Source organism: Rhodococcus sp. ARP2 (assembly GCF_001029585.1).
GTDB lineage: Bacteria > Actinomycetota > Actinomycetes > Mycobacteriales > Mycobacteriaceae > Rhodococcus_F > Rhodococcus_F erythropolis.
Window position 1 is genome coordinate 55,373 of sequence record NZ_LEKE01000056.1, and the last position, 13,821, is coordinate 69,193.

General features: G+C 61.7%; 15 protein-coding genes. 8 read left to right on the top strand and 7 right to left on the bottom strand.

Annotation, left to right across the window (positions count from 1 at the left end; all coding sequences use genetic code 11):
- Positions 1-12 precede the first annotated feature (12 nt).
- Positions 13-459 (top strand): hypothetical protein, encoded by a 447-nt coding sequence (locus ABX74_RS14800; RefSeq protein ID WP_019747080.1) that lies wholly within the window; start codon positions 13-15, stop codon positions 457-459.
- A gap of 6 nt (positions 460-465) precedes the next feature.
- Here ABX74_RS14800 and ABX74_RS14805 read toward each other — a convergent pair whose 3' ends face one another.
- Entirely contained in the window at positions 466-1,674 is a 1,209-nt protein-coding gene (locus ABX74_RS14805) for a macrolide family glycosyltransferase (RefSeq protein WP_047889112.1), read from the bottom strand.
- A gap of 180 nt (positions 1,675-1,854) precedes the next feature.
- On the opposite strand from ABX74_RS14805, the gene ABX74_RS14810 reads away from it, so the two are divergent.
- On the top strand, positions 1,855-2,145 hold the full coding sequence (locus ABX74_RS14810) for a YiaA/YiaB family inner membrane protein (protein ID WP_003945505.1): 291 nt from the start codon (positions 1,855-1,857) through the stop codon (positions 2,143-2,145).
- Here the strand turns inward: ABX74_RS14810 and ABX74_RS14815 are convergent.
- Together ABX74_RS14815 and ABX74_RS14820 are read right to left on the bottom strand one after the other, a co-directional pair.
- The gene (locus ABX74_RS14815; RefSeq protein WP_223257923.1) at positions 2,129-3,265 is read right to left on the bottom strand and encodes a sensor histidine kinase; all 1,137 of its coding nucleotides are present in this window, start codon (positions 3,263-3,265) and stop codon (positions 2,129-2,131) included. The genes ABX74_RS14810 and ABX74_RS14815 overlap by 17 nt on opposite strands.
- Positions 3,262-3,975 carry a response regulator transcription factor gene (locus ABX74_RS14820; protein WP_047889113.1) on the bottom strand — a complete coding sequence of 238 codons (714 nt, stop codon included), beginning with the start codon at positions 3,973-3,975 and terminating at the stop codon, positions 3,262-3,264. Before ABX74_RS14820 ends, ABX74_RS14815 begins: the two co-directional genes overlap by 4 nt.
- 215 nt (positions 3,976-4,190) lie before the next feature.
- On the opposite strand from ABX74_RS14820, the gene ABX74_RS14825 reads away from it, so the two are divergent.
- Together ABX74_RS14825 and ABX74_RS14830 are read left to right on the top strand one after the other, a co-directional pair.
- A complete protein-coding gene (locus ABX74_RS14825; protein WP_047889114.1) occupies positions 4,191-4,841 on the top strand; it encodes a DUF305 domain-containing protein in 651 nt (216 codons plus the stop codon).
- A gap of 112 nt (positions 4,842-4,953) precedes the next feature.
- Positions 4,954-7,032 carry a heavy metal translocating P-type ATPase gene (locus tag ABX74_RS14830; protein WP_047889115.1) on the top strand — a complete coding sequence of 693 codons (2,079 nt, stop codon included), beginning with the start codon at positions 4,954-4,956 and terminating at the stop codon, positions 7,030-7,032.
- Between the two features lie 18 nt (positions 7,033-7,050).
- Here the strand turns inward: ABX74_RS14830 and ABX74_RS14835 are convergent, their stop codons facing one another.
- From ABX74_RS14835 to ABX74_RS14845, 3 genes are all read right to left on the bottom strand, one after another.
- Complete coding sequence (locus ABX74_RS14835) at positions 7,051-7,821, bottom strand: alpha/beta fold hydrolase (protein WP_047889172.1); 771 nt, start codon at positions 7,819-7,821, stop codon at positions 7,051-7,053.
- Between the two features lie 143 nt (positions 7,822-7,964).
- Complete coding sequence (locus ABX74_RS14840; protein WP_021343034.1) at positions 7,965-8,504, bottom strand: hypothetical protein; 540 nt, start codon at positions 8,502-8,504, stop codon at positions 7,965-7,967.
- A gap of 51 nt (positions 8,505-8,555) precedes the next feature.
- Positions 8,556-10,157 carry an ABC-F family ATP-binding cassette domain-containing protein gene (locus ABX74_RS14845; protein ID WP_047889116.1) on the bottom strand — a complete coding sequence of 534 codons (1,602 nt, stop codon included), beginning with the start codon at positions 10,155-10,157 and terminating at the stop codon, positions 8,556-8,558.
- A 281-nt stretch (positions 10,158-10,438) separates the two neighbouring features.
- Between ABX74_RS14845 and ABX74_RS14850 the strand changes: the two genes are divergently transcribed.
- Together ABX74_RS14850 and ABX74_RS14855 are read left to right on the top strand one after the other, a co-directional pair.
- Positions 10,439-10,894 carry a VOC family protein gene (locus ABX74_RS14850; RefSeq protein WP_019747088.1) on the top strand — a complete coding sequence of 152 codons (456 nt, stop codon included), beginning with the start codon at positions 10,439-10,441 and terminating at the stop codon, positions 10,892-10,894.
- Positions 10,891-11,526, top strand: a complete 636-nt coding sequence (locus ABX74_RS14855) for a flavin reductase family protein (protein ID WP_047889117.1) — start codon at positions 10,891-10,893, stop codon at positions 11,524-11,526. Before ABX74_RS14850 ends, ABX74_RS14855 begins: the two co-directional genes overlap by 4 nt.
- Here the strand turns inward: ABX74_RS14855 and ABX74_RS14860 are convergent.
- Positions 11,493-12,089, bottom strand: coding sequence for a MarR family winged helix-turn-helix transcriptional regulator (locus tag ABX74_RS14860; RefSeq protein ID WP_019747090.1), 597 nt, complete (start codon positions 12,087-12,089; stop codon positions 11,493-11,495). The two genes, ABX74_RS14855 and ABX74_RS14860, sit on opposite strands and share 34 nt — an antisense overlap.
- 107 nt (positions 12,090-12,196) lie before the next feature.
- Between ABX74_RS14860 and hpaH the strand changes: the two genes are divergently transcribed.
- Both hpaH and ABX74_RS14870 read left to right on the top strand, forming a co-directional pair.
- Positions 12,197-13,021, top strand: a complete 825-nt coding sequence (hpaH, locus tag ABX74_RS14865) for a 2-oxo-hept-4-ene-1,7-dioate hydratase (protein WP_047889118.1) — start codon at positions 12,197-12,199, stop codon at positions 13,019-13,021.
- The gene (locus tag ABX74_RS14870; RefSeq protein WP_020906392.1) at positions 13,018-13,818 is read left to right on the top strand and encodes an HpcH/HpaI aldolase family protein; all 801 of its coding nucleotides are present in this window, start codon (positions 13,018-13,020) and stop codon (positions 13,816-13,818) included. The genes hpaH and ABX74_RS14870 overlap by 4 nt, the downstream gene beginning before the upstream one ends.
- The last annotated feature ends 3 nt before the right edge of the window (positions 13,819-13,821 follow it).

Genomic DNA, 13,821 nt, shown 5'->3' on the forward strand with positions numbered 1-13,821 from the left:
ATCGTCGTGTCCATGAACAAACAAGCGATGCAGCCACCGGCCAATCAGCCGATCGGATTCTGGACAGCGCGTGCCGGTGAAGCGATTCGCGCGCGCACGCGCGGAGCGCTCGAAGCAATCGGCGTGACCCAGCCGGGGTGGTGGGTCCTGCACCAACTTTCGCTGCACCCTGAAGGGGTGGAGCGAGCTGTCCTCCTGCGAACGATCGGTCCGAACGAATCAACCGACGTGATCGACGCGGCCGTCGACTCTGCTCTCGACCTGGGCTGGGCGCGTGAAGACGAGTCTGTCCTTCTCCCTACTGATGCGGGCACCCAGCAGTTCGATCGCGCCGCGCGGGTACAGCAGATGCTGCAGGAAGAGCGGATGCAGGGAATCAGCGAAGAAGAATTCGTCACCACCATCACGGTTCTGCAGCGAACCGTCAAGAACGTGGGCGGCGACGCCTGGCACTGGTAGCCACCACTACCGCCGCCCGCTGTCTGGCAGGGCGGACTCGATCAACTCGACGGCACGAGATACACCGCCCGCCGCTGCGAGTTCTTTTGCCAACTCTGCACTGCGTCGGCGGAACTCGTCCGAGCTCACCCGAGTCAGCGCCTCACGAAGCTCTACTGCCGTGACGGTGGCGCCGTCGACGCGTACTGCGACACCGGCGTCGACGAGCGAGTCGGCGTTGCCGAACTGATCGACGGCTTGCGGCACCGCGATCATGGGCGTGCCGGTCACGAGCCCCTCGCTGGATCCGCCCATACCCGCGTGGGTCACGAATGCGTCGGCCTGCTGCAGAATCGCGAACTGCGGTACCCAGCGGTGTATTTCGACGTTGGCGGGCAGTGGTCCGAGATCCGAGATCTGCACCTGCTTTCCGATCTGGAGGACGACGTGCCAGCCGTCCGTCTGGCCGAAAGCCTCGACGCAGGTGCGATAGAAATCCGGATGATCGGTGAAGGCTGAACCCAGCGAAATCAACACAAGCTTGCGTTCGGGATCCGGGTTCACCCAGGGTTGATTGCTCGGTTCGAGTGCGGGGCCGACAAACGTGTAGACGTCGCGGTTCACTCGATCGGCGTTGGGCTGCATCGATTCTGCGATCAGCACGATTGCACGGGGTGGGCGTCCGGTGAACTCACGCGGATCGACCTCGACGCCTTCGGCGCGGAAGAACCGGGCCTCCCGATCGAGCAGGTCGACGCCTCTCGGATCGGAACGAATCTCGTCGTACATCGGTGCGGCGTCGGCTTCGTAGCCGTCCCAGGCAACATACGTCGGCGACAACTGGATGATGGGAACGTTCCACTGCTGAGCCAGTATTCGCGCGGGGATCCCGGCGATGTCGTAGAGAAAGAGGTCGGGACGGTCGTCGTCGTAGATTTGGCGCAGCTGCGGCAGCATCGCCTCGTAGTCGTCCTGGAAAATCGTCAACTGATCGATCAGATCCCCATCCCAACTCTTCTCCGGTTCGGCGCCGTCAGGGGAAGGAACGAGGCTGGGCAGCGTGGAGACGTACGGTGCGAATTCGGCCCCGGTCGCCTCGATGACCTCGCGCATCGACTCGTCGTTGGCGTAGGTGACGCGGTGACCGGCGGCGACGAGACGCGCGATGATCGCCAGGCTTGGATTGACGTGGCCAGGTGCCGGAATGCTCACCATGGCGATATGTCTGCGGGTCATCGATCACTCCTGCCGTCTGACTGTTGTCGAACAACAACTGTTCTGGAACAACTCCGGATACCGGACCGAGACTATCCACCAGGATGGGTAACGGCATCTGATTTGTGCCGGGGAAGTACCGTGCGCACTCGAGTAGGACTACGCATCCGAGTGCCGGGATGGGCGAGCAGACTTCGAAGCATGAGCACACCGACAACACCTTCGAAGACCACTGCAGCCTTCTATCTGCAGGCCGGAATAGCCTTTGCCGTCAGTTTTGTCGGCACCCTCCTCGGAATTGCGTATCTTCCGATCGATGCGTGGCAACGCGGATTTCTCGGAATGTCCTTGCTGTTCTTGGTCACCAGTACGTTCACGTTGGCCAAGGTGATTCGTGATCAGCAGGAGGCGTCTACCGTCAGGGTTCGAGTGGACGAGGCTCGACTCGAGAAGTTGATCGCCGAGCACGATCCGTTCAAGGCAGCTGCCTGAGTCCCATCGGCACAGTGAGGACGAGCGTGCTGCCGAGCGGCTGCTCGTTGCGGCGGGCCGTCAGGTTGCCGCCATGCGCCAGCGCGAGGCTCCTCGCAATGGTGAGTCCCAAACCAGAGCCGTCGGATCGATCACCGCGATGGAAACGGTCGAAGACGGATTCGAGTTGGTCTGCGGGAATTCCGTCACCGGTATCAGTGACGGACACCGTGAGGTGATCACCTTCCCGTGCGAGTGTCACCGTCACCGAACCTCCGGTTGGAGTGTGCCGCAACGCGTTTTCGAGCAGGTTGGCGAGGATCTGTTCGATTCGTTGGCGATCGACCTCGGCCGTGACCGGTTGCGGAGGCAGGGCGGTTGTCAATTCGACTCCACGATCGGCAAAACGTGGCCCCGCTGCTGCCGTTGCGCTGCAGACGATGTCGTCGAGATTCTCGGTCCGGCGATCGAGTTCGAGAGCGTGTTCGTCGGCAGCGGAGACGTCCGCCAGATCGCACGACAGCCGACGCAGGCGTTCGAGTTGATCGCGCATCACCGACCACGACGAAGGATCTGTCGGCACAACTCCGTCCTCGATACCGTCCACGTACGCAGCCAAAGTCGATACCGGAGTGCGCAATTCGTGGGCAAGGTCGGCAAGCAGTCGTTTGCGGACCCGATCCGAATGATCAAGGCGTGCAGCCATGTCGGCGAATGCCGTTTCGAGACGCGTGAAATCGGCATCTACGTCGGACCTGCCGATAGTCACGTCGAAGTTCCCGTCGGCGACGCTTTGCGCCGCCTCTGCCAGCATGGTGATCGGTGCCGTGACGCGTCGGACGATGTAGACCGCGGCGATGCCTGCGCCCACCAGCGCGACCGCGATCCCGCACAACAGAGCAATGGTCATGGTCTGAGCGAATGCTTCTTCGGTGTGGGTACGGACATTCGAGTCTTCGATGCCGGCCATCATGAGGTGGTTGTGAAAGAGCGGGGCAGCGACGGCGATGGCAACGGCGGCGATGACGAGGCAGGCGACGACCAGGACGGCGAGCTGCGCGAGCAGTAGTTTTCCGCGTAGCCCGAGTCTTTTCATGACGACCGCGTTCATGACGACCGCGTTCATGACGACCGTGTTCATGACGACCTCAGGGAGTATCCGACGCCCCTGACGGTTCTGATGAACCGCGGATCGGTCGCGTCGTCGCCGAGTTTGCGGCGTAATGCACGGACATGGACGTCGACGATGTGCTGGTCCCCGAACCAGGACGACCCCCACACCGAGGCGATGATCTCGGCCCGACTCCAGGCTGCGTCGGGTCGGGATGCGAGCGCGGACAACAGGGTGAACTCGGTGGGGGTCAGATCGACCAGGTTGTTGTCGACACGGACCGTGCGGGCCAGGACGTCGATGTCGAGTCCGGGAGGCGTTGGCAGCACTTTCGGCAGCAAACTCGACGCGCGTGGCCGTCTGAGCAGAGCTTTCACTCGCGCAACCAACTCGCGGGGGCCGAAGGGTTTGACCACGTAGTCATCCGCGCCGGCCGCCAGACCCGTCACCTTGTCCGACTCTTCACCGCGGGCGGAGAGCATCAGGATGTACGCGTCCGAGAAGGTGCGGATTCGTCGGCAGACTTCCATGCCGTCGAAGCCCGGGAGCATCAGATCGAGCACGATCAGCGCGGGCTCGAATTCGCGCACCGAGCGTACTGCGCTCGGCCCGTCGTGGGCGAGGCGAACGGTGAATCCTTCGCGTGTCAGATAGTTGGCGACAACCTTCGCGAGGGCAGTCTCGTCGTCGACGACAAGTACACGCCCCGGTTCCTCACCCGGTCGTAGTTCGGCGCTCATCAAACCGAGGTTAGTCGACTGCGTGTCTGCATTGCTGTCGTGTGGTGGTTTCCGCTCGACTGTGAAGATTCGATGAAGGAAGCCTGTTTGGGCCGGTTATCGGGCTTCGAGGTGGATTTTCGCCGGTAACGTGGCAACTGTGCATGTGCAGCATTGTTGTCAAATCAATTGTGGTGCAGTGCATATCGAACAGAATCAATTCTCGGGAGTGAAACATGTCTTTGACGGTCAGGAAGAGCGCCGCACGGTTCGTACCGGTTGTGGTAGCGGCAGCACTGTTGATTGCCGGATGCTCGGACAACTCCGGGGAGAGCGTCAACCATTCTTCCGAAACAACCAGCGTCGCAGCACAGTCGGAGATTCCTGCGGGTGTCAATGCTGCCGACATCGAGTTTCTCGAAGGGATGTACCCGCATCACGCGCAGGCATTGGACATGGCCAGAATGGTCGACGGTCGAACCGACAATGCCGAACTTCTCTCTCTCGCAGCGCAGATAGAAGCAGCGCAAGGCCCGGAAATGGCTCAGATGACGGAATTGCTGACGAAGTGGGGACGCCCCGATCCTTCGTCGAGTTCGATGGAGGGCATGGATGATTCGGCGCATGCGGGACACGGCGTCGGGATGGCCGAGATGCCGGGCATGATGTCGGCCGACGACATGACCGCCCTCACCGACGCCAGTGGCGCGGAGTTCGACAAGTTGTGGCTGACGATGATGATCGAGCACCACAAGGGTGCCATCACCATGTCCCAGACCGAACTCGACAACGGGCTCGATCCATCGGCGGAAAAGATGGCAGAAGCGATCATTGCCGGTCAGCAGGCGGAAATCACTCAGATGGAAGCGATGTTGAAGGAGAAATGAACGGTTGACCTCGGCCGCGTGACCTTGCTCGGTGGCCGAGTCGGGCATACGTTCGAGGCTGATGGTTTGACCGCTGCAGTGCCGAAATCACACGCGAGGGGATGACCGCCACATGGATCACAGTCAGATGGACCATAGCGAGACGGATCATAGCGCGATGGGCCATAGCCAGATGGAACACGGTGCACACGGTGGTCACGCGGATCATGTCGCACAGTTCCGGACGTTGTTTGCAGTCATGCTGGTAATCGCAGTTCCGGTTGTTGCGGCAGATGCGATGTTCGCTGATCTGGTCGGGTACACATTGCCGGAAAACTCTCTGGTGGAATGGATCTCACCGGTGCTCGGCACCGTGATGTACCTCTGGGGAGGCAAGCCGTTCCTCACCGGCGCTGTCGCCGAAATACGTTCTCGGCAACCCGGAATGATGCTTCTGATCGCACTTGCCATCACCGTTGCCTTCTTCGCTTCTTGGGCTGCAAGTCTGCACTGGGTGGATCACACTCTTGATTTCTGGTGGGAGCTCGCGCTTCTGATCGTGATCATGTTGTTGGGTCACTGGATCGAGATGCGTTCGCTCAGTCAGACATCGAGCGCCTTGGATTCGCTTGCCGCTTTGCTGCCCGACGAGGCCGAACGGGTGGTGGGGGAGTCGGTGGAAACCGTGCCCACCGCAGCTCTGGCCACCGGCGACCTGGTGATAGTTCGTCCCGGCGCCCGCGTTCCCTCGGACGGAACGGTCGTCGAGGGAAGCGCCGACATGGACGAATCCATGATCACGGGCGAGTCGAAGACCGTCCGGCGGACTGTCGGAGATCAGGTGGTGGCCGGCACCGTAGCCACCGACTCGGCACTTCGGCTTCGAGTCACCGCTGTGGGAGAAGACACCGCGCTCGCCGGTATTCGGCGCCTGGTCGAACAGGCCCAGAACTCGTCGAGTCGTGCTCAGGTGTTGGCGGACAAGGCCGCTGCTCTGCTGTTCTGGTACGCACTGGGCGCGGCAGTGCTGACCGCGATCGCCTGGAGTATCTGGGGCACACCGGAGAGCGCAGTCACCCGGACGATCACCGTTCTGGTGATCGCCTGCCCGCACGCGCTCGGGTTGGCGATTCCGCTGGTCGTCTCCATCGCGACGGAACGAGCAGCTCGGGCTGGGATTCTGATCACCGACCGCATGGCCCTCGAGGCGATGCGCAACGTAGACACCGTTCTCTTCGACAAGACCGGCACTCTCACCAAGGGGGAGCCCGCAGTGGTCGGTGTGCGCGGCGTCGACGGGTACTCCGACGACGAAGTTCTCAGCGCAGCAGCTGCCGTCGAATTCGACAGCGAACATCCACTCGGGCGCGCCGTCGTCGCAGCAGCGCGGGACTTGTCGCTCGAATTCACTTCGGGTTCCGACTTTCAGGCGCACAACGGGATCGGGGTTGCTGCGGACGTCGGCGGCTCACGCGTCGGTGTCGGCGGACCGGGGATGTTGAGATCGGTCGGGGCCACAGCGATCCCGGGGACCGAAGAGTGGCTCAGTGACGGGTCGACGGTCCTGCATGTAGTGCGTGACGAGAAGGTAATCGGCGCATTGGCATTGGCCGACGAGATTCGCCCGGAATCAGCATTGGCCGTCGACGCCCTCCACGCTCGCGGTGTTCGAGTGGCCATGGTCACCGGAGACGCGGAGGCCGTGGCTCATTCGGTCGCCCGCAGACTCGGAATTGACGAGGTCTTCGCCGAGGTGCTTCCTCAGGACAAGGGCGCGCAGGTATCTCGGCTTCAGGCTGCGGGCCACCGCGTGGCGATGGTCGGTGACGGGGTCAACGATGCGCCGGCACTCGCCCAGGCGGATGTGGGTATCGCGATCGGTGCCGGAACCGACGTGGCGATCGCGTCGGCGGGAGTTGTTCTGGCCAGCGATGATCCGCGTTCGGTGAGCTCGGTCATCGAGCTGTCCCGCGCCACCTACCGCAAGATGGTTCAGAACCTCTGGTGGGCAGCGGGATACAACGCGATCTCGGTTCCCCTCGCTGCGGGAGTACTGGCGCCCGTCGGGTTTGTGCTGCCGATGGAGGTCGGAGCAATCCTGATGTCGGTATCCACTGTGGTCGTTGCCGCGAATGCCCAGTTGCTGCGACGCTTGGACTTGCGGCAACCACCGGTGACCGCGTTCGAGTCGAGAGTGCTCACACCGCAGTAGTGAGCGGAGGAAGGCGGACTACTGTCCGCTCAGGAACGGAACGAGCGCACGCAGCACAGCTTCGGAGTCCGCGACTGCGCTCGCGTGGTCAGCCCCCTCGATCACAGTCAAGGCACTGTCCGGGATCAGCGACGCGAGATGCTCGGTATCCGGCAGGCGCTCGCGATCTCTCGATCCGACGAACAACAACGCCGGTGTGGTGATCCGTTGAAGCACGGCGTCGTCGATGCCCTGCTCCTTCTCGGCCCGGCGCATGTAGGCCGCGAGTGCGAGGGCATCGTTGATTCGAAAGGCAGTCGCAGTCTGTGGATCCACCGGTTTGCCGCGCCTCGCGCCCCAACCGCTCAGAAACCCCTCGATACCGCCGCTTTCGAGTGCGTCGATGCAGCCTGGGAAGAACAATGCGTCGAACGCCCCCGTCATCGGCCGGCTACTACCGCCCCCGACGGTCAGCGATCGCACCCGTTCGGAGTGCTCGACAGTCAGCGACATCACCGAGCGCCCGCCGAACGAGTATCCGAGGACGTGCGCCGGTTCGAACGGAGACTCCGTGTCGAGGATCTCCAGGAGATCGCCGACCACCAGATCCATTGCATACGAATCGGAGTCGTGTGGTTTGTCACTGCGTCCGTGACCCCGCATGTCGACGAGGATCAGACGATACTGTTCCTGGAGCGCCTTGACGTACCCGAAGCCACGCCAGATGGAGCGCGACAACGCTGTGCCGTGCACCATCAACAGGGGTGGGCCATCGCCCACGATCTGATAGGCGATCCGCGCACCGTCCACCGGATTTCTCACGTCGTGCAACACCCGTCCAGTATGGGTGCCAGCTACTGCGCACACGAACTCGAGTAGTCGTCCGGAGCCGTTCCGGCGGATGCCGTGAACTTTCACGACCAGTCGAGCAATCAACTCGGCCTCCCTCAGAGCTACCGGTCACTGCCCGGCCGGGCAGTACCCACCGTTCCAAGCAGTGCATCGGTGAAGGGGTCTGCCGTGCTGACGCCTGCGGCTATGCCCCGAAGCAGAGCCTCGAAATCAGTGGCAACTACGGTGACCTCCTCGAACTCAGGCTCTCCCCCACGGACAACCTGACCGTCCGGTGCGAGCGCCAGGTACTCGTACCCATTGCGTACCGACAGCAGAACCGGGAGGTGAGTGGACCAGAAGGCGTTGATCGCCGCGCGCTCAGCCGGCCCGGAAGCGACCGCCAGGCTCTCGTGCCGGAACGCATTCCAAGGAAACGCCTCATCGCTGACGCCGACTCCACCGGCATAGTTCTCCGCCGAGAGAAACCACACCTGGTCGTCGGAACTGGCAAGTACGGAGAACGAACTCGCCCACACGATGAGTTGATCACAAACGCCGACCAGCGGTTGCGGAACTGGGGCAGAGGCCGATCGAGTAGGTTCTTCGCGAACCCAACCTGCGATCGACAGCGCGGCGGTTGCGTCGAGGTGAAGGCACATCGCCCCACAGTAAGGCCAGACCGTCTCGCACCGATAGCGTCAACCGTCGGCCTACTCGGGATCGATGTCCTGAATACCATTCTCGTCCATGCTGATCCACCGCGTTATGCCGATGTCGCGCAGGAACGGCAGATCGTGACTCACCACCACCATGGCACCGCGGAAATCGGAAAGTGCCTGCGTGAGGTGGGTGAGACTCGGTAGGTCCAGGTTGTTGGTCGGCTCGTCGAGAAGAAGCAGCTGGGGCGCGGGTTCGGCCAGAAGGATCGTCGCTAACGCCGCGCGCAATCGTTCACCGCCGGAGAGCGCAGAAGCCAACACGTCGGAATCCGCTCCCCGGAAAAGGAACCGTGCCAACTGCCCACGAATTTCCTCGGCTGTTGCATGTGGCGCGGCCAAAGCGACGTTGTCCGCCACCGAGAGATCCTCGTCGAACACGTCGAGACGTTGGGGGAGCGCACGAGAGGCTACGAACGGAGTCGACGCAGCGAGTGCATCGAGCAACGTTGTCTTGCCGATTCCATTGCGCCCCAGTAGCGAAATCCGCTCCGGCCCGGTGATCTGGAGCGACACCACTTGGCCGCTCCGCAACGTCACCTCGGCGAGCCGCGCAACCTGCTGCCCCGGATGAACCTCTGTAGCAGGAAGGTCCAGGCGAATCTCGCGATCGTCTCGAAGGAGTTCCTCTGCCTCCGACAGGGCGGACTTGGCCTCGTCCACCTTCCCGATATGGTTGAGGGCCAGCTTTCCGGCCGAAACTTGGGCTTGGCGTTTTCGTTCCTGCGCGATAATCAGTGGCACCCGCTTGTTCTCGAACATCTTCTGCCCATAGCGCTTACGTCGGTCCAGCTTTGTTCGAGCGTCGATCAGCTCGCGGCTCTGCTTCGCCAGATCGGCCTTGGCGTCGCGAACAGTGGCGAGTGCGTTTTCCTGCTCAGCGGTCACGACCTCCTGGTAGTGCGAGTAGTTGCCGCCGAACACGCGTAGATCGCCCCGACGTAGTTCGACCGTGTACTCCGCGGTGTCGAGCAGTTCCCGGTCGTGGCTGACGATCAGTACGGTTCCCGGAAACTGTTGGACTGCAGCATGAACTCGTGATCGAGCGTCGCGGTCCAGGTTGTTGGTCGGCTCGTCGAGGAGCAGAACCTGCGGATTCTTCAGCAGCGTTGCGGTCAGGCCGAGTAGGACGGTCTCTCCGCCTGAGAGGGTGCCGACGGTTCGGCTCAGTGCCGCCGTATCCGGAACTACCTTCGCGAGGCCGAGTCGATGCAAGGTGGAGAGAGCGCTCTCCTCGATATCCCAGTTGTTGTCCACGAGTGCAAAGTCGGACTCGGATCCGTCACCGGTTTCGATGCGGTGCAAAGCGTTTCGTAGTTCGTGGATACCGAGGATGCCGTCCACCCGAACACTCGGATCGAGTGTGATGTCCTGACGGAGGTAGCCGACCTCGCCGGAAGCGGTTACTGATCCGGATTCCGGTGAGAGCTCTCCCGCGATCAATCGCAGCAGAGTCGACTTTCCTGATCCGTTAAGTCCCACGAGACCGACACGGCCACTGGGGAATACGAAGTTGGTGCGGGAAAAGACTGATTCGCCGTCCGGCCAGATGAAGGTGAGATCCGAGAGCGACAGAGAAGAATGGGATTGGGTCATGAGTACTCCAGAGGGTGCTTGGACTGTGCGCCCGGCTCAGCAATTGCTGATGGGTGCGAGTGCCTTCGCGTGATGAACCTCTAGAGGAGCAACGGCCCGTTTCCTGTTCTATCGGGAATGATTCGTGTTCCAGGCTAACGCGGTCGACCTGGCGGTGCAATGGGTTATTCGAGTCCGGCTCCTTGTGATCTTGACAATAGGCAAACGCATCGGCATTGTTACGCCTGCCAGATGGTATGGCTGCCATACTAAATATTCGAGCAAGTATCAGGGAGGAAATCATGGCCGTAGAGGTACTCGAGTTGCATCACATCGGGTTGGGAATGGGGAATGACATCGCCGACCGAACCCGCGACTACTACCGGGACGTTCTCAATTTGACCCAGGATGCGGGACGCTGGCACATTCCCGGTATTCATGGTTACTTCCTCGATATTCCGAGTGACGTGCAGATTCATCTTCTCGGTAGTGACGGGCCTTCCCCCTACAGCAAGGGGCCGGGCAAGGATCCGGTGGAAAATCACATAGCGCTCGCGGTCGCTGACATCGGGGCCGCCGAACGTGAACTGGACAAGCTCGGTGTTGAGTACTTTGCTCTGGACAACGTCGCCTCGCCCGACCTCAAGCAGTTGTTCGTGCGTGACCCGGCCGGCAACCTCGTCGAACTCCACCAGGTCGGATTGTGTAGATGCCGTAAGAGCCTGCGCGCCCAGCCTGCGGCCGGTGCGAACGAATGATTTTCGACGTGGGGGAGATGGCACCGAAGTCTCGCTACAACCTCCTCGCCTCCCTCATCGTTCCGAGACCGATAGCCTGGATCACGACGGTGGACGTCAGGGGTTCGGTGAACGCCGCCCCGTTCTCGTTCTTCAATCTGATGTCGGGGACGCCACCGCTCGTGTGCATCGGGATCGGTGCTCGTGAGGGAATTCCGAAGGATACTGCTCGAAATATCGGCGACACAGGTGAGTTCGTGATCAATCTTGTAGATCTCGAGTCTGTCGAGAGTATGAATATCACCGCCGGAGACTATCCAGCCGCAGTCGACGAAACGGCTGTCGCGGGTCTGGAACTGGTTGCTTCACAGAGCATTGCGCCCCCTCGGTTGGCAAGAGCACCAGTTTCGTTGGAATGCGTGGAACAACAGACGTTGTCGATCGGCTACGGGCGATCGATCGTGGTCGGCGAGATCACGACCGCACATGTCGACGACGAGCACGTGTTGGATCCGAGCCGAGGCCACATCGACGGTGCTTCGCTCGATCTCGTGGGGCGAATGCACGGTGGCGGTTGGTACACAACCACTTCCGACCCGTTCAGACTCGCTCGGGTCGATCAGCCTTCAGTCGTGTCCGGATCTTTGAAATGAGTCCACCACTTGCCGAGGATTCGGCCGAGGTCTTTTCGGTCTCGATCGGACAGAGGGGCGAGGAGGTCACGGCAAGCCTCTTCGAAGGCAGGAACCGTCTCCGCGACAGTGCCTTTCCCGATTTCCGTGATCTGGATGGGAGTGGACCGGCGGTCGGTCCCGGTCCGAGTGCGCTCGACGAATTCGCGCTTCTCGAGCCAGTCGAGGACGCCGGTTGCACTGGCACGGGAGATCCCGAAGTAATCCGAGATGCCGCTCGGTGTCTGCCGCATGTACGGCTCGTCTGTGTCGCTGATCGCCTGAGCGGCAAAGATGAGCAGAACGTCGAGCTTTCGTTCGGAAATCTCGAACGGTTCGAGGCTTCGGTTCACCGAACCGATGATGTCGTCGGCCAGCCACAGCGCGAGCAGCCCCAGTCGAGCAGCGGCAGGGTCGTCGGCAGATCCGTACTGGTCGAACATTGCCAGGACGGGTTCCATAGCTTCATCAGCAGTCCGTTTGCTGCGCTCGGCATTTGTTCCCGCCGCGCCGCGCCGATCGGCATTTGTTCCCGTCGCTTCCACGAATCGAGCTTACAAGTCTGCAGGCCGACCGCGGCAATGCGGCGGAAGCGTCTCGCGCGCGGATCGCTGCACTCACCTCCCCCAGAAATCTCGACAGCAGGAGCGTCATGCTGACTGAACGTCAAATACGGACCGCCGCCGAAGAACTCGACCAAGCAGAGCTGTCCGGTGTGCAGGTCGGACAGCTCTCCCTCGGATATCCGAAGATGGACCTCGACGACGCCTATGCAATTCAGACCGCATGGGTCGCGAGAAAGCTTGCCAGGGGCAGGACGATCATCGGTCACAAGATCGGGTTGACTTCGAAGGTGATGCAGCGTGCGTCGAACATCACCGAACCTGACCACGGGGTACTGCTCGACGACATGCTCTTTGCCGACGGTTCCAAGATACCCAATGGGCGCTTCATTGTTCCGCGGGTGGAGGTGGAGCTGGCGTTTGTCCTCGATCGGGACCTCAGTGGCCCCGGCGTCACACTGTACGACGTACTCGACGCGACGCGGTATGTCGTTCCGGCGGTGGAGATCATCGACGCGCGGATCGTGCAGGTCGACCCGGGATCAGGTCGAACACGAACAGTGTTCGACACCATCTCGGACAATGCAGCGAACGCCGGAATCATTCTCGGTGGGCGTCCGGTGGTACCGAACGAGACCGATCTGCGCTGGGTGTCAGCGCTCTGCTATCGAAACGCAGTTGTCGAGGAAAGCGGAGTAGCTGCCGCGGTCCTGAATCATCCGGCAATCGGTGTTGCGTGGCTCGCGAACAAACTCGGACGTCTCGGTGTCGGACTGAAAGCCGGCCACGTGATTCTTGCCGGCTCGTTCACCCGTCCGATCCAGGCGCAGCCGGGGGACACCTTTCACATCGACTACGGCTCGCTCGGCACCGTCTCGTGTCGGTTCGCCGAGACCGGACAAGGGGAACAATGACAACCAAGCCGTTCAAGGTCGCGCTTCGGTCCGATACTGCTCCCGCCCTCGGTTTGTGGCTCGGGCTCGGTGAAGCGGTCACTGCCGAGATATGCGCCGGGGCCGGGTTCGACTGGGTGTTGATCGACTCCGAGCACGGTCCGAACGACCTCCGGTCGGTGGCGGATCAGTTGCGAGCTGTTGCAGCTGATGCGGTCGAACCGATCGTGCGCCCGCCGAGCACCGACGCCGTTGATATCAAGAGACTTCTGGACATCGGCGTGAGAACGCTACTGCTGCCGATGGTCGAATCCGGTTCAGCGGCGAGGGATGCCGTTGCCGCAACACGATATCCGCCGTTCGGGAACCGCGGCGTCGGTAGCGCCCTCGCTCGCGCCTCACGATGGAACAGAGATGTCGACTACCTCGAAAATTCCGCGGACGGAATAACTCTCATCGCGCAGATCGAAACCCCCGGCGCTGTGGCGAACATCGGCGATATTGCGGGCACAGCCGGTATCGACGCTGTCTTTGTGGGCTTGTCGGACCTCGCTGCGACGTCGGGTCATCTCGGACAGCCGCTGCATCCGCAGGTGCAGGAGGCATTTCGATTCGTGGTGGACGAGTGCACACGAATCGGAGTTCCGGTGGGAACTTTGGCGGGGTCGGACGCCGTGGCCGACTTTGCGATCGGTCTCGGTTGTCGATTCGTGGCAATCGGGACCGACGTCGCGGTGCTGGTTCGAGGCTGTGAGACCTTGTTGGAAAGGTATCGTGCTCCGAAAGCTACTCGTGGAGTTGAAGTCTCGGTCTACTGAAAA

What these genes read in the sequence shown, in the direction of transcription:
- ABX74_RS14855 (WP_047889117.1), top strand. Translation starts at nt 10,891, where the DNA reads ATGATTTTCGACGTGGGGGAGATGGCACCGAAGTCTCGCTACAACCTC.
- ABX74_RS14845 (WP_047889116.1), bottom strand. Translation starts at nt 10,157, where the DNA reads ATGACCCAATCCCATTCTTCTCTGTCGCTCTCGGATCTCACCTTCATC.
- ABX74_RS14805 (WP_047889112.1), bottom strand. Translation starts at nt 1,674, where the DNA reads ATGACCCGCAGACATATCGCCATGGTGAGCATTCCGGCACCTGGCCAC.
- ABX74_RS14810 (WP_003945505.1), top strand. Translation starts at nt 1,855, where the DNA reads ATGAGCACACCGACAACACCTTCGAAGACCACTGCAGCCTTCTATCTG.
- ABX74_RS14830 (WP_047889115.1), top strand. Translation starts at nt 4,954, where the DNA reads ATGGATCACAGTCAGATGGACCATAGCGAGACGGATCATAGCGCGATG.
- ABX74_RS14840 (WP_021343034.1), bottom strand. Translation starts at nt 8,504, where the DNA reads ATGTGCCTTCACCTCGACGCAACCGCCGCGCTGTCGATCGCAGGTTGG.
- hpaH (WP_047889118.1), top strand. Translation starts at nt 12,197, where the DNA reads ATGCTGACTGAACGTCAAATACGGACCGCCGCCGAAGAACTCGACCAA.
- ABX74_RS14825 (WP_047889114.1), top strand. Translation starts at nt 4,191, where the DNA reads ATGTCTTTGACGGTCAGGAAGAGCGCCGCACGGTTCGTACCGGTTGTG.
- ABX74_RS14820 (WP_047889113.1), bottom strand. Translation starts at nt 3,975, where the DNA reads ATGAGCGCCGAACTACGACCGGGTGAGGAACCGGGGCGTGTACTTGTC.
- ABX74_RS14870 (WP_020906392.1), top strand. Translation starts at nt 13,018, where the DNA reads ATGACAACCAAGCCGTTCAAGGTCGCGCTTCGGTCCGATACTGCTCCC.
- ABX74_RS14800 (WP_019747080.1), top strand. Translation starts at nt 13, where the DNA reads ATGAACAAACAAGCGATGCAGCCACCGGCCAATCAGCCGATCGGATTC.
- ABX74_RS14815 (WP_223257923.1), bottom strand. Translation starts at nt 3,265, where the DNA reads ATGAACACGGTCGTCATGAACGCGGTCGTCATGAACGCGGTCGTCATG.
- ABX74_RS14850 (WP_019747088.1), top strand. Translation starts at nt 10,439, where the DNA reads ATGGCCGTAGAGGTACTCGAGTTGCATCACATCGGGTTGGGAATGGGG.